This is a genomic window from Streptomyces noursei, from assembly GCF_001646665.1.
Classification (GTDB): Bacteria; Actinomycetota; Actinomycetes; order Streptomycetales; family Streptomycetaceae; genus Streptomyces; species Streptomyces lavendulocolor.
In genome coordinates this window covers 12530-29123 of record NZ_LWBU01000347.1, presented here as the reverse complement: position 1 = coordinate 29123, position 16594 = coordinate 12530, and the positions used below count along the sequence as shown (strand labels likewise).

General features: G+C 75.5%; 12 protein-coding genes. 9 read left to right on the top strand and 3 right to left on the bottom strand.

Annotated elements, in window-relative coordinates; translation table 11 throughout:
- Window positions 1–32 precede the first annotated feature (32 nt).
- The 6 genes from A4V12_RS23800 (at window position 33) to A4V12_RS23775 (ending at window position 9735) form a co-directional block, all read left to right on the top strand.
- Window positions 33–1766 carry a carbamoyltransferase family protein gene (locus A4V12_RS23800; RefSeq protein ID WP_064071568.1) on the top strand — a complete coding sequence of 578 codons (1734 nt, stop codon included), beginning with the start codon at window positions 33–35 and terminating at the stop codon, window positions 1764–1766.
- Window positions 1763–3577 (top strand): condensation domain-containing protein, encoded by a 1815-nt coding sequence (locus tag A4V12_RS23795; protein WP_064071444.1) that lies wholly within the window; start codon window positions 1763–1765, stop codon window positions 3575–3577. Before A4V12_RS23800 ends, A4V12_RS23795 begins: the two co-directional genes overlap by 4 nt.
- 37 nt (window positions 3578–3614) lie before the next feature.
- Window positions 3615–5282, top strand: a complete 1668-nt coding sequence (locus A4V12_RS23790; protein WP_064071443.1) for an AMP-binding protein — start codon at window positions 3615–3617, stop codon at window positions 5280–5282.
- On the top strand, window positions 5279–6973 hold the full coding sequence (locus A4V12_RS23785; RefSeq protein ID WP_064071442.1) for an ABC transporter transmembrane domain-containing protein: 1695 nt from the start codon (window positions 5279–5281) through the stop codon (window positions 6971–6973). The genes A4V12_RS23790 and A4V12_RS23785 overlap by 4 nt, the downstream gene beginning before the upstream one ends.
- The gene (locus tag A4V12_RS23780; RefSeq protein ID WP_064071441.1) at window positions 6970–8889 is read left to right on the top strand and encodes an ABC transporter ATP-binding protein; all 1920 of its coding nucleotides are present in this window, start codon (window positions 6970–6972) and stop codon (window positions 8887–8889) included. The genes A4V12_RS23785 and A4V12_RS23780 overlap by 4 nt, the downstream gene beginning before the upstream one ends.
- A gap of 117 nt (window positions 8890–9006) precedes the next feature.
- Window positions 9007–9735: a tyrosine-protein phosphatase gene (locus A4V12_RS23775; RefSeq protein WP_064071440.1), complete on the top strand. Its 729-nt coding sequence runs from the start codon at window positions 9007–9009 to the stop codon at window positions 9733–9735.
- Here the strand turns inward: A4V12_RS23775 and A4V12_RS23770 are convergent.
- From A4V12_RS23770 to A4V12_RS23760, 3 genes are all read right to left on the bottom strand, one after another.
- The gene (locus A4V12_RS23770; protein WP_064071439.1) at window positions 9686–11125 is read right to left on the bottom strand and encodes a heparan-alpha-glucosaminide N-acetyltransferase domain-containing protein; all 1440 of its coding nucleotides are present in this window, start codon (window positions 11123–11125) and stop codon (window positions 9686–9688) included. The two genes, A4V12_RS23775 and A4V12_RS23770, sit on opposite strands and share 50 nt — an antisense overlap.
- 70 nt (window positions 11126–11195) lie before the next feature.
- Window positions 11196–12290, bottom strand: coding sequence for a mandelate racemase/muconate lactonizing enzyme family protein (locus tag A4V12_RS23765; protein ID WP_064071438.1), 1095 nt, complete (start codon window positions 12288–12290; stop codon window positions 11196–11198).
- A gap of 93 nt (window positions 12291–12383) precedes the next feature.
- The gene (locus A4V12_RS23760) at window positions 12384–13724 is read right to left on the bottom strand and encodes a hypothetical protein (RefSeq protein WP_064071437.1); all 1341 of its coding nucleotides are present in this window, start codon (window positions 13722–13724) and stop codon (window positions 12384–12386) included.
- A gap of 131 nt (window positions 13725–13855) precedes the next feature.
- On the opposite strand from A4V12_RS23760, the gene A4V12_RS23755 reads away from it, so the two are divergent.
- Genes A4V12_RS23755 through A4V12_RS23745 form a run of 3 tightly spaced genes read left to right on the top strand, consistent with a single transcriptional unit; the run spans window position 13856 to window position 16493 of the window.
- The gene (locus A4V12_RS23755) at window positions 13856–14980 is read left to right on the top strand and encodes a DegT/DnrJ/EryC1/StrS family aminotransferase (RefSeq protein WP_234372316.1); all 1125 of its coding nucleotides are present in this window, start codon (window positions 13856–13858) and stop codon (window positions 14978–14980) included.
- Window positions 14977–15735, top strand: a complete 759-nt coding sequence (locus tag A4V12_RS23750; RefSeq protein ID WP_064071435.1) for a hypothetical protein — start codon at window positions 14977–14979, stop codon at window positions 15733–15735. The genes A4V12_RS23755 and A4V12_RS23750 overlap by 4 nt, the downstream gene beginning before the upstream one ends.
- A complete protein-coding gene (locus A4V12_RS23745; RefSeq protein WP_064071434.1) occupies window positions 15735–16493 on the top strand; it encodes an amidohydrolase family protein in 759 nt (252 codons plus the stop codon). Before A4V12_RS23750 ends, A4V12_RS23745 begins: the two co-directional genes overlap by 1 nt.
- Window positions 16494–16594: the final 101 nt, after the last annotated feature.

Genomic DNA, 16594 nt, shown 5'->3' with positions numbered 1-16594 from the left:
GCATGATCCCGACCGACCTTTGGGGACTGACCATGCGTGTGCTCGGAGTCAACGGCTGGCCCGGGGCCAGCCACGATGGTGCCGCCTGCCTCGTCGTGGACGGCGAAGTCGTCGCCCTCGCCGAGGAGGAACGCTTCACCAGGAACAAGCACGCCTACGGGGAGGCGCCCCTGAACGCCGCCGCGCACTGCCTCGCGGAGGGCGGCTTCACCCTGGACGACATCGACGTCGTCGCCCACGGCTGGGACCTGCCCAAGCTGTTCGGCGACCGCGGTCTGGACTGGTTCGCCGACGACGCCGCCGCACTGGAGCACCTGCTGCCCAAGGCGCTGTTCCCGCGCTCCCGCGACCCGCGCCTGACGTTCGTGAACCATCACATCGCCCACGCCGCGAGCGCCTACCACCTCTCCGGGCGGGACCGCGGCGCGATCCTGGTCCTGGACGGGCAGGGCGAGGACGTGAGCACCACGCTCGCCGTCGGCATCGACGGAGAGATCAAGACCCTGCGCAGCCACACGCCCGGCTGGTCACTGGGCTACTTCTACGCGGCGGTCTGCGAGTACGCCGGCCTCGGCGCCGACGCCGCGGGCAAGATGATGGGCCTGGCCTCGTACGGCACCCCCCAGGACCTCACCTTCGGCGGCGCCCTCGACTTCACGGACGAGGACTTCACCGTCGGCGTCGTGCCGCCCGACCTGCGGTCCACCGGCAGCACCGACGAGGAGACGGCCACCATCCGGCACTGGCTGCGGCACCTGGAGAAGGTGCTGCCGGACGCCCCCAACCGCTCCGTCCGCCGCTTCGACCCCCGCGTGGGGCGCTACACCAAAATCACCGACCGGGACCCGTTCGAGTACCGCGACATCGCGGCCACGGCCCAGGCGGCCCTGGAGCGCGCGGTCATGGCGCTCGTACGCGGCCTGCTCCGGGCGAGCGGCGAGACCACCCTGCTCGTCGCGGGCGGCGTCGGCTTCAACGCGACGCTCAACGGCAAACTCATGCGCATGCCCGAGGTCCAGGACCTCTTCGTCCAGCCCCTCGCCGGCGACCAGGGCGTCTCGCTCGGCGCGGCGGTCTGGTGCGCGGCCCAGGAGGGCGACCGCATCCGGCCCATGGAGGGTTCGGTGGCCTGGGGACCGCAGTGGGACGCCGACGCGATCCGCCGTGTCCTGGAGGCGTCCGGCACCGCCTACACCGAACCGGCGGACATCGCCGCCGCCACCGCGGACGTCCTGGCCGCCGGCGGGGTCGCCGGCTGGTTCCAGGGCCGGGCCGAGGGCGGCCCCCGTGCCCTCGGCCACCGCAGCATGGTCGCCGTGCCGAACCCCGAGGGGACCCGCGACCGGGTCAACGTCCGCATCAAGGACCGCGAGGCGTGGCGGCCGTTCGCCCCGAGCATGCAGGAGGAGGCGGCCGAGGCCCTCATCGGCACGACGACCCCGCTCCCGTACATGATCGTCACCACCCCGGTCACCGAGGCCGGCGCCGCCGTCATGCCCGCCGTGGTGCACAGCGACCGCACCACGCGGCCGCAGACCGTCTCCGCCGAGGTCGACCCGCTCTACCACCGGCTCATCGGCGAGGTCGGCGGGCACACCGGAACCCCGGTGGTGCTGAACACCTCCTTCAACGGCCGTGACGAACCGGTGGTGTGCAGCCCGCGCGACGCCCTCGCCACCTTCCACCGGCTGCCGATGGACGCGCTGGCCATCGGGCCGTTCCTGGTGCGCCGCCCCGACGGCGCCGTCGGCGAGGCCGGCGCATGACCGCCCCCACCCGCCCCGGCCCCGCGGACACGGCCCCGGAATCGCCCACGGCCCCCGCCCCCGGCGCACACCCCGACCGCTCGGTCACGGATCCCGACCACCCCGCCGCCGACGCCGAGCACCCGGGCGACGACCCCGCCGCTCCGGCCGTCGAGGACGTACGGGCCCGGCTGGAGGCATGGCTCGGCGACACCGTGCTCACACCGGAGGCGGACCTGTCGGCCCCGCTGCTCGACCTGGGCGTGGACTCCCTCGACCTGATCCGCACCGCCCGCCGCGTCGAGGCCGCCTTCGGCGTCCGGGTGCAGCTGCGGGAGCTGGCCGTGCCGACGATGACCACCGCCCGCCTGGCCGAACTGGTCGCCGAACGCGCCGCCCGGCGGCGTACCGCCGACACCGCCCCGCCCGGCGCCGGCCACGGCCCCGTCGCGCTCACCCCTCCGCAGGAACAGGCGTGGGAGGAGCAGAGCGGCGACCGCGGCCACTGGAACCAGGCCCTGCTCTTCACCACCCGGCCGGGGCTCGACGGGGAGCTGTTCGCCGAGGCCGTGCGCCGCCTGGTCGCCGGGCACGCCTCGCTGCGCCTCACCGTCGTGGCCCCGCCGGCCCGCAGGCCCCGCCAGCAGGTGGCGGCCGTCGCGCTCGACGGCCCGCCCGGCGCCGCCCTCGGCCCGGTGCTGGACACGGTCGACATCTCCGAACTGGCCGACGCCGACCTGGCGGCCGCCATCACCCTGCGCTGCGCGGTCGAACAGGGCGCCCTCGACCCGGCGACCGGCCCGGTGGCCCGGTTCGTCCGCTTCGACGCGGGCCCGACCCGGCCGGGGCGGCTGCTGATCGTCGTCCACCAGCTCGCGTTCGACATGGTCTCGTGGTCCGTCCTCCTGGAGGACCTGGAGGAGCTGTACACGGCGCTGGAGGCCGGCCGCACCGACGCCCGGTGCGCCGAGGGCACGCCGTACCCCGAGTGGGCCCGGGCGCTCACCGAGCACGCCCGTACCCCCGAGGCCGAGGCGGAGGCCGAGTGGTGGACGGACGTCGTACGCACCCCCGCGACCGTGCCCCTGGACCACACCCCCGACGACCCCCGGGCCGTGAATACCGCCCGCACGGCCGCCACGCACCGGGAGGAGTTCCCGCCGGAACTCACCGCCCGCCTCGACGCGGCCGCCCGCGCCCACCGCGCGCACCCAGGGGACCTGGTCCTCCACGCCCTGGGCGAGGCGCTGGCCGGATGGCTCGACGAGCCGGCCGTCCGGGTGGACGTCCTGCGGCACGGGCGGGAGGAGGCCGTCGGCGACTCGCACCTCGCCCGCACGACCGGCTGGTTCACCACCACCGTGCCCGTACGCCTGGACCTCGCACCCGGCACCGCGGCCGAACGGCTCGCCCGTACCGTCGGCCACCTCGCGGCCCTGCCCGGCGGGGGAGTGGGGTTCGGCGCGCTCAGCCGGCACGGCCGGCCGCGCATCTCGGCCGCCCTGCGCGCTGCCCCGCCCAGCGACGTCTCCTTCGACTTCGAGGGCGACGACGCCGACGCGCTGCCGCTGCGCACCGTGCTGCCGGACGTGGCACCGGAGCCCATCGGCGACATCACCGCCCCGCACTGGACACGGCCCCACCTCATCGAGGTGATCGCCACGACCGACGACGACGTGCTGCGCGCCGAGTGGTGGTACTCCACGGCCCTGCACGACGAGGCGACCGTACGCCACCTCGCCGCCCGCCACCGCGCCGCGCTCACCGCCCTCCTCGACGCGGTGGGCCACGGGTCGGCGGCACCCGGTGCGGCCGGGGCGGCGGACAGCTGAACACCCCCCGGACGGACAAGAGAAGAAGACACCTGCCATGACCCTGCCCAGCGTGCTCGATCCCTTCTTCGCCGCCGCCCGCTCGCACCCCGAGCGGCCGGCGGTCATCGACAACGGAATGACCGTCGGATACGGCCAACTGGCTTCCTGGGCAGGAACGGTGGCCGACCTCGTCGCCACCCGCACACCGGGACCGCACCCGCCCGTGGCCGTCGTCACCCACCACAGCGTCCGGGACATCGCCGCGATCCTCGGCGTCCTCGCCGCCGGCCGCGGCTACGTGGTCGTGCCCGGCGAGGACGCCGGCCGCGCGGGCGACGCCCTGCGCGCCCTCGGCTGCCGGGAGCTGATCGCCACCGCCGACACCGGCCCGCTGCCCGCCGTCGACCGGGTCCTGCGCCCCCGCTGGACCCCCTCCCGCGCCCCGGTCCGGCACGGTGGCCGGCCGGTGGGCGCCGACGACCCCGCCTACGTGCTGTTCACCTCGGGCTCGACCGGCGCCCCCAAGGCCGTGGCGGTGCCCCACCGCGCCCTGCACGCCGTACTGCCGCACCTGATCGAGCGGTACGGGGCCGGCCCGGACACCGTGTCGCTCAACTTCACCCGCGCGGACGGCGACACCAGCCTGGAGGAGATCCTCCCGCCGCTGCTGACGGGCGGCCTGGTCGTCCTGGACGGGGACGCCGAGGCGGACCTCGACCGGGTCCTCACCGACCACGAGGTCACCCTGATCAACCTGCCCGTCGACTACTGGCACATCTACACCGGCCACCTGCTGGAGACCGGCCGGAAGCTCCCCGGCAGCGTCGAGACCGTCGTCATCGGCGGTGAGGCGGTACGCCCGGACATGCTGGAGCGCTGGCACCGGCTCGGCGCCGACGGCGTCCGGCTGCTCAACACGTACGGCTCCACCGAGACCGCCCTCGTCACCCACAGCGCCGTCCTCGCCGGCCCGGGGGCCGAAACGACCGTGGCCGGGCCGGCGGACGCCGAACGGCCCTCCGATGGCGACCCGTTCGCGGACGGCGTCCCGATCGGCCGCCCGCTGCCGTCCGTACGGCAGGCGGTGGTGCCCCGCCCGGACGCACCCGACGGCCCCGGCGAACTGTTCGTCTCCGGCCCCCAGCTGGCCACCGGCTACCTCGACGACCCGGCCCGCACCGCCGCCCGCTTCGTCGAGGCGGACCTCGGCGGCGGCCCCGCCCGTTGGTACCGCACCGGCGACCTGGTGCACGAGGCCGCCGACGGCACCCTGGTCTTCCACGGCCGCGTCGACCACCAGGTCAAGATCCGCGGCCACCGGGTGGACCTGCTGGACGTCGAGGAGGCCATCGGCCGGCTCCCCGGTGTGACCGCGGTCGCCGCCGCGCCCCACAGCAAGGGCGAACACACCGCCCTGGTCGCCTTCGTGGTCCTCGCACCCGAAGCCCCCGCGCCGCACGACGACGCCCCCGCGCCCCACGACAGCACCGGCGCCGACGGCACCGACTCGGCCCACGACGCAACCGGCCCTGCCCACGACGCCACCGGCCCCGTCCACCGCACCGCCACCGCTCCCGCCCCCGACCCCGCCGCGCTGCGGGCCCGGCTGCGCGCCACCCTGCCGCACCACCTCGTCCCCGACCGGATCGTCGCGGTGCCCGAGCTGGCGCACACCCGCACCGGCAAGGTCGACCGCGCGGCCACCCGGGACCGGTACCTGTGACGAACCGGCTCTTCGACGCATCGGTGGCGCCCGCCGCCGTACCCGAGGCGGACGCCCGCGGCCCCTGGGCGTACCTGTGGTGGCTGGTGCGCATCCGGCCGTGGCCGCTGGTCCTCAGCGCCGTGCTCGGCACCGTCTGGATGGTGCCCCTCGCCCTCGTGCCGCTCGTCATCGGACGGGCCATCGACGAGGCGGGCCGGGGCGCCGGCCAGGGCGGCCTGTACCTGTGGTCGCTGACGGCACTCGGCCTGGGCGTGCTCCAGGCCGTGGCCGGCGCCGGGCTCATCCAGGCCGCCGTGAGCGCCGAGGCGCACGCCCTGTCGTACACCCACCGCGTGCTGGTGCGCCAAGTGGTCCGGCTGGGCGCGGCCCTGCGCGGCAAGGCCCGCTCCGGTGACGTGGCCGCCTCGGCCGCCGCCGACGTCGAAAGCATCGGCAACGCCTTCGAGGTCGTCGGGCGCACCATCGGCGCGGTGTTCGCCGCCGTGCTCGTGGCCGTCGCCCTCACCGCGACCTCGCCCGTGCTGGGGCTCGCCGTGCTCATCGGCGTCCCCGCGGCCGTCCTCGGCATCGGACCGCTGCTGCGGCCCCTCCAGGAACGCGACGAGGCCCAGCGCGAGCACATGGGCGTCGCCACCTCGCAGGCCGGGGACATCGTCGCCGGCCTGCGGATCCTGCGCGGCATCGGCGGCGAGGCCGGCTTCGCCGAACGTTTCCGCCGCACCAGCCAGGAGGTGCGGCGCGCCGGCGAGTCGGCCGGCCGGATGGAGGCGTGGCTTCAGGCGGCGGGCGTCCTGCTGCCCGGACTCGTCACCGTCGGCATCGTCTGGCTCGGTGCGCGCCTCGCGCTCCAGGGCACCATCACCGCCGGTGAACTGGTCGCGTTCTACGGGGCTTCCGCCTTCCTGACCCTGCCGGTGAGCACCGCGACCGAGGCCGCGGAGACGCTGAGCCTGGCCAGGGTCGCCGCCGGCCGGGTCTGCACCCTGCTGCGTCTCACCCCGGCCGTCACCCCGCCCGTCCACCCCCGGCCGCTGCCGCCCGGGCCGCCGGCGCTGACCGACCCGTACACCGGTGTCACCGCCGAGGCGGGCCGGCTCACCGTGGTCACCGCCCCCGCGGACCGCACCGGGGAGCTCGCCGACCGGCTCACCTTCCCTCCGGTCGCCGGGGACGACACCCCGGCCGTCCTGCTCGGCGGCGTACCCCTCGACCGGGTGGACCCGGCCGAACTGCGTTCCCGCGTCCTGCGGTCGGGGCCCGCCGACGCCCTGTTCAGCGGCACGCTGCGGGAGGAGCTGACCGGCCGGACCGCCCGGTCGCCCGAGGAACTGGACCGCGCCCTGCACGCCGCCGACGCCGCCGACGTGGTCGAGGCCCTGCCCGAGGGGCTGGACACCCGGGTGGACGAGGGCGGCCGGACGTTCTCCGGCGGCCAGCGCCAGCGCCTCGTCCTCGCGCGGGCCCTGCTCGCGGCCCCCGACGTCCTGGTGCTGGAGGACCCGACCTCCTCCGTCGACGCCCACACCGAGGCCCGGGTGGTCGAGCGGGTGGCCGCGCTGCGCGCCGGGCGGACCACCGTCGTGTTCAGCGACAGCCCGCTGTGGCACGGCGTCGCCGACCGAGAGATCCGCCTCGACGCGGACCGAGCCCCCGGCAGCACCGACCGCTCCGCAGGAGTGCCCTCGTGACGACGACCCCCGCCCACCGCACCGACGCCACCACCCCGTCCGGCAACGCCTCCCCGGCCCCGCCGTCCGCCTCCGCCGCGACCACCGGCGCCGGCACCGGTCCCGCCGGCGCGTCCGGCCACCCGGGGCGGCTGCCCCTCGCCGACCGGTCCGACGTCCGCGCCTGGGTCGGCGCGTTCCTCCGCGGCGAGGCCGCCCGGCTGCTCCTCACCTTCGCGCTGTTCGCCGCTGCCCTGGTGGCCGGCCTCGTCGGGCCCCGGCTCCTCGGCCACCTGGTCGAGTCCGTCAAGGCGGGCACCACCACGGGGCGGGTCGACCTGCTGGCCCTGGCCTTCGTGGCGATCCTGCTCTGCCACGCGCTCCTCGCCCGCGCCGCCCGCACCCAGGCCACCCTGCTGGGCGAGCGCGTCCTGGCCCGTACGCGCGAGAACTTCGTCCGCCGGGTCCTCCGGCTGCCGCTGTCGGAGGTGGAGAGCGTCGGCACCGGCGACCTCCTCAGCCGGGCCACCACCGACGCCGACCGGCTCAACGAGAGCATCCGGCAGGCCGTGCCGCGCATCGCCCTGGCCGCCGTCACCCTGGTGTTCACCTTCGCGGCGATCCTTCTGACCTCGCCCCTCCTCGCGCTGGGGCTGCTGGCCGGGGTGCCGTTCGCGGTCCTGTCGACCTGGTGGTACCGGCCGCGCGCCACCCGCGCCTACGAGCGGCTGCTCGCCCAGGAGGCCGACGTCCTGGCCGTCACGCACGAGACCGCGCGCGGCGCCGCCACCGTCGAGGCCCTCGGGCTCGGCCCCCGCCAGGTGCGGCGCCACGGCGCCGCCGTCGACCAGGTGGTACGCACCAGGCAGCGCACCACCTGGCTGCAGACCATCTGGTTCCCCAGCCTGGACCTCGCCACGATGGTGCCCATGGCGCTGACCCTGCTGATCGGCGGGCTCGCCTACCAGCGCGGTGCCGTGGGGCTGGGCGCGCTGACCGCTGTCGTGCTGTACGTGCAGGCCCTCGGCGAGCCCCTCAACGACCTGCTCACCTGGACCGACGAGCTCCAGATCGGCAACGCCGCGCTCCGCCGGATCCTCGGCGTGGACCGGCTCCCGCGCGAGGAGCCCCGGCCGCCGGCGGCCACCCAGGGCCACGCCATCCGGCTGGAGGGCGTCGGCTTCGGCTACGGCCCCGGCCGCGAGGTCCTGTCCGGCATCGACCTCGACATCGCCCCCGGCGAGCGCCTGGTCGTGGTCGGCGCCTCGGGCGCGGGCAAGTCCACCCTGGGCAAGCTGCTGGCCGGCGTGCACCACCCGACCCGCGGCACCGTACGCATCGGCGGCGCCGACATCGCCGACCTTCCGGTGGGCCAACTGCGGCGCGAGATCGTCCTGGTGACCCAGGAGCAGCACGTCTTCACCGGCACCGTACGGGACAACCTCACGCTCGCCCGCGAGGAGGCCCCGCCCGACGAGCGGCTGTGGGAGGCCCTGGACACCGTCCTGCTGGCCGACTGGGCACGCGCCCTTCCCGACGGCCTCGACAGCGAGATCGGCCCCGGCGCCGCCCCGGTGTCCCCGTCGGCCGCCCAGCAACTGGCCCTGGCCAGGCTGCTGCTGTCCGACCCGCACGCACTGGTCCTGGACGAGGCCACCGCACTCCTGGACTCCACCGCCTCCCGCCGCGTCGAGCGCTCGCTCGCCGCGCTGATCGAGGGCCGCACGGTGATCTCCATCGTGCACCGCCTGGACTCGGTCCGCGACGCCGACCGCATCGCGGTCATGGACCGCGGCCGGATCGTCGAACTCGGCAGCCACGACCAGCTCCTGACCGCGGACGGCGCCTACGCGTCCCTCTGGCACTCCTGGCAGACCACCCACCCCGACACCCCGAAAACCCGCCCCACCCCCGGACACGGCCCGACGGCAGGGTGACGGGCCAGGTCCGCACCACACCCGCCCGCCCCGCCCCGCCCCGCCCGCCCCGACGACGCCGCCGCCTACGATGGGCGGTCGGCGTCGGGCAGGTCGGCGAACACGGGGGGCGTACGCGTGGAGCGGCACATCGGGTTCGAGCGGTTGCACAACTTCCGTGACCTGGGCGGATACCGGACCGTCGACGGGCGGACCGTTGCGTGGGGGAAGGTGTACCGGGCCGATTCGCTCGGGAAGTTGCGGGGGGCCGACTGGGAGCGCTTCCTCGGGCTGGGCGTCCGCACCGTCGTCGACCTGCGCTACCCGTGGGAGATCGAGGCGAAGGGCAGGGTGCCCGAGGCGCACCGGTTCCGGTACGCGAACTGCAGCATCGAGCACCGGCCGTACGACCAGGCCGAGATCGACCCCGCCCTCGACCCGTGGCGGTACCTCGCGGACCGGTTCGCCGAGGTGACCGAGGACGGGCACGCGGAGATCCGGCAGGCCATCGAGATCATCGCCGGGGACGAGGGCCCCGTCGTGTTCCACTGCACGTCCGGAAAGGACCGCACCGGGCTCATCGCCGCGTTCGTGCTGACCCTGCTCGGCGTGTCCGCGGAGCAGGTGGGGGAGGACTTCGCGCTCACCGAGCTGGCCACCGAACGGCTCACCGCCGACTGGCGCGCCGCCCACCCGGGCCGGGAGCTGAAGTGGCCCGGGTACGGGCGCGCACCCGCCGCCGTCATGGAGCTGGTGTTCGCGGACCTGACGGCCCGGTACGGGTCGGTCCGCGGCTACCTCGGGCAGCGGGTCGGCGTCACGGACGCCGTGACCGCCCGGCTGCGGGACCGGTTGCTCGTGGCATGAGCGCGTGCAGCGCCCACTCCAGCGGCCCCCGCCTCAGCGGTGTCGAGCGGAAGACGAACGCCCAGACGGCGCACGCCACCAGCGAGACCCCGCAGAAGGCGCCCAGGGCCGGCCAGCCGTGGTGCGGGTGCAGTTCGGCGCGGGCGACGACGTGCACGGCGTACACCGACAGGCCCATCGTGCCGACGACGGCCAGCGGGCGCAGCAGCGCCGCGAGGACCGTGATGCGGCAGACCGCGACGGCCAGGCCCAGCAGCAGCAGGCTCGCGCCGATGTTGGCGACGGTCTCGAACGGGGTCTGACTGTACGGGCCGTCGACCAGCAGCCACGCCCACGAGGTGCTGGGGATCGCCCCCGCCTGCCGGTTCAGGACGGCCTGCACCGGATCGGGGGTGTTCACCGCGTACGCGTGGCTCTGCGCGATCGCCCGCAGCAGCACCTCGCGCCCGCCGCCCGGCCCGAGCGCCAGCGCGGACAGGCCGTGCCCGGCCACGGTGGCGAGCGCCCCCCAGCCGAGGAGCCGGCGCGCCGCACCGGGGCGGCGCAGGTCGACGAGGCGCCCCAGGGCCATGCCGACGACGACGTACGGGAAGTACGTCAGCCACGGGTACGCGCCCGACAGCAGCAGCGTGTCCAGCGCGTCGGTGAAGTTCGACCAGCTGGTCACGGCCTCGAAGCCCGGATAGCGCCCGCGGCCGACGACGCGGTAGCCGAAGAAGGGGCCCAGGACGTACGACAGGACGGGGCCGGCGACCACCGACACGGCGGCCACCGCCGTCAGGGCGCGGGTGCCCAGCCGGGCGAGGGGCTCGGCCGCGAGGAAGTACAGGGCGAAGAACGTGAGGATCACGGCGATGCCCGACCGCAGCTCGGTCAGCGCCAGCCCGAGGGCCGCGAGGACCGCGCACCGGATGAGCGTGGAGCGCCACGCGCCGGCCGGCGGCGGGCCGGGGCGCGGCCGGGCGCCGCCGCGCGAGAGCGTCAGGGAGAGCCCCGCGATCAGGGTGAAGATGGCGGGCGCCCGCCCGTCGAACGCCACCAGCAGGTGGCCCGCGCCCTCCGGCTTCGCGGGCGGGCCGATGTGCGCGGCGAACATGGCGAACACGGCGATCGCCCGGGCCACGTCGACGCTGATCAGCCGCCGCCCCGGCGACGGGGGCACACCGGCCCCGCCCGCCCGGTCGGGGGACTGCGGCCCGTCCGTCGCGCCGGTCGTGTCCGCCGTGCCCGCCGAGTTCGTGCGCATGGCGCCGGCGAAGTCCGCCGAGTCCGTCGCGTCCGGCGCGTTCTCCGCACCGGCCCCGTCCGTCGTACCGGCCCTGTCCGTCGTACCGGCCCTGTCCGTCGTACCGGCCGTGTCCGCCGCCCCGGCCGCCGCTTTGTCCGTCACCGTGCTGATCCGCCCCCGCGTTCTTCGTCCCCTTGTCGGTTCATTTGTATACGCCTGGGCGGGGACGCCCTCAGCCGGGGGTGCCCTCCAGCTGGTGCCCCAGGCCCGGTGCGAGCGGCAGCTCCACCACTCCCGTGCCCGGCGTCGACGCGAACGCGGCCGGGGCCAGTGGTTCCTCCTCCACGAGCAGCGGGCCCACCAGGTCCGGCGGGACCGTCGCGTGCGGCAGCGCCGCCGACAGGTGCGCGGCAGCCAGGGTCGCCACGCCCAGCTCCGGCATCGTGCCGATCTTCACCGCGAGCCCCGCCGACTCGGCCAGCGCCGCGACCTGCCGCGCCCGGTACAGCCCGCCCACCTTCAGGACCTTGATGTTCAGCACGTCGGCCGCGCCCCGGCGCACCACCTCCAGCGCGTCGTGCGCCGACTGGACCGACTCGTCCGCCATCACGCGCGCCCCGCCCCGCGCCCGCAGCGCCGCCATCCCCTCCAGGTCCCAGCGGGGCAGCGGCTGCTCCACCAGGTCCAGGCCCGCGTCCGCCAGCCGGCCCACCGCGCGTGCCGCGTCGCCCGGGGCGTACCCCTCGTTGGCGTCCAGCGACAGCTCCACCGCGTCCGGCACCGCCTTGCGCACCGCGGCCACCAGCTCCACGTCGAGCGCCGGGTCCTCACCGCCCTTGAGCTTGATGTGGCGGAAGCCGGCCGCCGCGTACCGGGCGGCCTCCTCCGCCATCTCGTCGAGCGTGCCCAGCCCCACCACCCATGTCGTCGGCACCGGGCCGGTCACCCGCCCGCCGCCCAGCAGCAGGTGGGCCGGCCACCCGGCGTCCCGCGCCGCGAGGTCGTGCAGCGCCAGGTCCAGCGCCGCCTTGGCGAGGTGCTGCCCCCGGATGGCGGTGTCCATCGCGGCATGGGCACCGGCCAGGTCGCGCGGGTCGCGCCCCACCAGCGCGGGCGCGACGTGCTCGGTCACCGCCGCGCGGAGCCCCGCGAGGGTCTCGCCGGTGTACGCGGTCATCGGCGACGCCTCGCCGAAGCCCGAGGCGCCGTCGGTCGTCCGCACCTCCACGACGAGGCTGACCAGTTCGGGGCTGGTGCCGCTGCTGATGACGAACGGGCGGCGGTAGCGGGCACGGACGACCCGGGTGTGGAAGGAGGCGATTCTCACGCGCGAGCTCCTTGGTCTCCGCCGTACGGCGCTCCCACCGCGGCGGCTGCGATGTCGGGGTTTCGGCCCTGGCCGCAATCGGTGGGCCGCGGGCTACAGGTGCACCCGGTAGACGATCGGAGGGCGGCCGGTCTGCCCCTCCTGGCGGCTCCCGGTCGGTACGGCGACGCCCGCCCGCTCCAGGCGCTTGAGGATGCGGCGGGCCGTGCGCTGCTGCACGGACAGGTGCTCGGCGACACGGTGGGCGGTCACGCCCGCGGCCCCGTCGGCGGCGGTCAGCTCCCGCAGCCGGTCCAGGGTCTGCGGGTGCAGGCCGACCCGGCGGGCCAGCAGTGCGGGGCTCTCCGGCGAGAGGGCGGACGGCCGTGCGGACCGGTCCCCGGCGGCACCGGCCGCCCCGGAAGCGCCACCGGTCACCCCGGCGGCACCGGCGGCCCCGGCCTCACCGGGGACACCGCCCGTCACCCCGGCGGCGTCCGGCGCGATCACGATGTCGACGTCGTCCGCCATGGACACCACCCCGGCCGCCGGGCCCACCGAGCGCGCCCGGTTGACGGCCCGCCGGGCCAGCGCCTCCGCCTCCGCCGCCGTACGCCCCAGACCGAAGCCCACGTACGCGGAGCCGTGCCGGGACGCCAGGGCGTCGAGGAAGGGGATCCGGGTGAACCGCTCCGTCGCCGTCTCCAGCACCCCGCGGGTCGTCACCAGCAGCCGCCGCCCGTCCGGCAGCTCGGCCAGACTGCCGCCGAGCACCCGTATGTCCTCCGGGAGCCGCGCGTCCACCCCGGTGCCCGCCGGCAGGTCGACGATGCCCAGCGCCACCTGCGCGTCCCCGCTGTGCCGTCCGGCCGTGGCGAGGACGAGCGCCTGGAGGGTCGCCAGTATCGAGTGCCGGGACGGGGCGAGGCGTACCGCGTGCGTGTGCTGCTCCAGCACGTGGAACGCCGACCCGAGGCAGGTGATGGCCACCCTGGTCTTCTGCGCGTCCCGCGCCTCGAGGTGGAAGTCGACGACGTCCTGCGACGTCAGGCCGGGCCGGTACGGCAGCACCCGCACCCGGTCCGTGGGCAGCTTGGCCTCCGTCATCGTCTCCAGGACCTCGTCCCTGCGCAGCGTGTCGATCGACACCCGGGAGACGTCGTGCCCGAGCCGCAGCAGCTCCACCAGCACCCGCAGCAGCGTCGCCCCGTTGTACGGCACGTACATCGCCGGCCGGTCCAGCACCCCGGCCGCGTCGGCCAGCGCGTGCGGGACCACCCCGGTGAACAGCAGCGCGTCCGCCCGTGACCGGGCGTCCGTCACCACCCGGGTGGTCTCGTCCTCGTGACGGTACGGCAGCGGCAGCAGCCGTGCCGATCCGGCGGCGCGGCCGCCGACCGCGACCACCTTGTGGACCAGGTCCTCGGGACCTATCACGCCGACCGTGAGCGGCATGGTCGGTCTCCGTTCTGCCGGGTGTACTCGCGGGTGCGACTTGCTCGGTGACGCCTGATTGACGGCCGTCGACAGGGGTTCTACTTTCGGCCCAGGCCATAATCGCGTGCTGCCGAGAGGATAATCCCCCGATGCCGCAACGGGAAATGCCGCTGCCCACAGTTCTGGACCCCCGGGGAAGGACGTTCGGCGAGGAGGAACGCGCGGCGGTGCTCCGGGTCCTCGACTCGGCCGTCCTGTGCGGGGCGTTCGGACGCGAGGCCCGGGAGCTGGAGGGCGAGATGGCCCGGCTGTACGGGCGCGCCGAGGCCGTCTCCTCCAGTTCGGGCACCGCCGCCCTGCACCTCGCCGTCGCCGCCGCCGGGGTCGGCCCCGGCGACGAGGTCGTCACCACCCCGATCTCCGACTTCGGCACGGTCGCACCCGTCCTCGCCCAGGGCGGGCGGGTCGTCTTCGCCGACGTGCGCGAGGACGACGGGAACCTCGACCCGGACGCCGTCGAGGCGGCGATCACCCCGCGCACCAAGGCCGTCATCGCCGTCCACCTCTTCGGCGGCGCCGCCGACACCGTACGGCTGCGGGAGATCTGCGACCGGCACGGACTGCTGCTCGTCGAGGACTGCGCGCAGGCCTGGCTCGGCGAGGACGACGACGGACGGCTGCTCGGCACCGCCGGCGACGTCGCCTGCTTCAGCCTCCAGCAGTACAAGCACATCACCGCCGGCGACGGCGGCCTGTGCGTCACCGACGACCCCGCTCTCGCCACCCGGATGCGGCTGTTCATGGACAAGGGCTGGGACCGCGCCGAGGGCCGCATCCACCGCACCATGGGCCTGAACTACCGCATGACCGAGCTGGCCGCCGCGGTCGCCCGGGTCCAGCTCACGCGCGTCGCCGACGTCGTGGCCCGCCGCCGGGCGAGCGCGCGGCGCCTGGCCGCCGCCGTCGCCGGGCTGCCCGGCGTGACGATGCCCCGGCGGCACCCCGGCCACGCCTGGTGGGTCGTCCCGCTGCTGGTCGACGACAACACCCGCTGGGCCACCGCGCTGGCGGAGCTCGGCGTCCCCGCCCTCCCCGGCTACCTGGAGCGTCCGCTGTACGCCAATCCGGCACTGTCCGGGTACCCGCCGGGCCTGTGTCCTCGCGCCGAGCGGCTCATCGACCGTACGTTGCTTGTTCTGCCGTGGAACGAGGCCTACCGCGAGGACGACGTGGACCGGATCGCGCAGGCGCTGGGGAAGGTCGCCGCATCATGAGCGAGTCGCCGCAACGGACGTACGCATGGCTCAGGCCCACCCCCGAGGAGCACGTCGGCTGGGACGTCGACGTCCTGTACGGGCCGTGGCCCCGCCACCACCGCGACACCGGCCTCGACGAGGTCCGCGCCCATCTGCGCGCCTCCCCGGTCGCGGGCGCCCTGGCGCTCTCCACCCGCGGCCCGCTCTACGACGACGCGGCGGGCAACGCCGAAACGCTCCGCGACCTCGCCGGCTGCCCGGAACTGCGGCCCGTCGGCACCGTCGACGTGCGCGACGCCCCGACCGCGGAGGACCGCCTCGACGAACTGGCCGCCGCCGGGGTCCGGTTCCTGCGGCTCTTCACCCTCGAACAGGCCGCCGAGCCCGGCTTCCCCGGCTACCGGCACGTGGTGGAGCTGGCGATCGGCCGCGGCATGGTGCTCCTCCACGACGGCGACCCCCGCCGCTTCGGTCCGCCCCTGATGGGGCGCGGCGCGGACGTCGTCTTCCTCGACCTGCACGCCTACCTGCTCGCCGACTTCCTCCTCATGGCCCGCGAGGAGCCCGGCTTCCGGGCCACCACCCGCATGCTGTCCGGCCCCGACTCCATCGAACGGGTCGTCGGCGCCGTCGGCTCCCGCCACCTGGTCTTCGGCTCCCGCACCCCCTTCATGGACATCTCGCCGCAGACGCTGAAGCTGCGGTACGCCGACATCTCGCCCGACGACCGTGCCGCCATCGCCACCAAGAACGTCGAGGAGCTGCTCGCCTGATGCCGATCATCGATGTGCACGCCCACGTGGGCCGCTGGCAGTTCCACCTGACGACCGGTGACGCGGACACCAACCTCGCCTTGATGGACCGCTACGGCATCGACCTGCAGATCGTCTCGGCGTCCGAAGCCGTGGTGTACGACGCGGTCGCCGGGAACGCCGCCCTCCGCGAGGCGCTGGAGACCCGGCCCCGGCTGTACGGGTACGCCGTCGTCAACCCCAACCGCATCGAGGAGAGCGCCGCCGACCTCCGGCGCTGCCTGGACACCGGCCGGTTCGTCGGTGCCAAGATCCACACCCACTACCCGGGGCGGATGCCCGGCTGCCGCGAGATGGCCGAGGCCTTCGACGTGGTCGCCGAGGCGGGCGTACCGCTGCTGCTGCACACCTGGGGCCGCGAGGTCACCCTTCTGCCCGAACTCGTCGACGCGCGGCCCGGGCTGCGCGTCATCATGGGCCACGCGGGCGGTGACGCCTGGCGCGAGGCGGCGCACGCCGCGGCCGCCTGCGACCGCCTCTACCTGGAGCACTGCCGCACGGCCACCGACGCGGGACGGATCGCGTACGCCCGCGAGGCCGGGGTCCCCGTCGAACGGATGCTGTTCGGCACCGACGCGACCCTGATCGACCCCTGCGTGTCCCTGGGCGTGGTCCGGGACGCGCGGTTCACGGAGGAAGAGCTGGAGCGAGTGCTGTGGCGCAACGCGGCGGAGCTGTTCGACCTGAAGGTCGGCACGGCCCTGCCACCGGTCGTGTGAGGCGATCCGAACCACCGGAACAGGAGAGGGACGCATGGAACGCAGGCGACTGCTCAACGCCGGAGCCGGGGTCACCCTGGCGGCAGTGGCGGGACAGACCA

Bases quoted from the DNA above. Each gene is read 5' to 3' on its own strand.
- A4V12_RS23755 (WP_234372316.1), top strand. From the start codon at position 13,856: ATGCCGCAACGGGAAATGCCGCTGCCCACAGTTCTGGACCCCCGGGGA.
- A4V12_RS23745 (WP_064071434.1), top strand. From the start codon at position 15,735: ATGCCGATCATCGATGTGCACGCCCACGTGGGCCGCTGGCAGTTCCAC.
- A4V12_RS23790 (WP_064071443.1), top strand. From the start codon at position 3,615: ATGACCCTGCCCAGCGTGCTCGATCCCTTCTTCGCCGCCGCCCGCTCG.
- A4V12_RS23750 (WP_064071435.1), top strand. From the start codon at position 14,977: ATGAGCGAGTCGCCGCAACGGACGTACGCATGGCTCAGGCCCACCCCC.
- A4V12_RS23795 (WP_064071444.1), top strand. From the start codon at position 1,763: ATGACCGCCCCCACCCGCCCCGGCCCCGCGGACACGGCCCCGGAATCG.
- A4V12_RS23760 (WP_064071437.1), bottom strand. From the start codon at position 13,724: ATGCCGCTCACGGTCGGCGTGATAGGTCCCGAGGACCTGGTCCACAAG.
- A4V12_RS23800 (WP_064071568.1), top strand. From the start codon at position 33: ATGCGTGTGCTCGGAGTCAACGGCTGGCCCGGGGCCAGCCACGATGGT.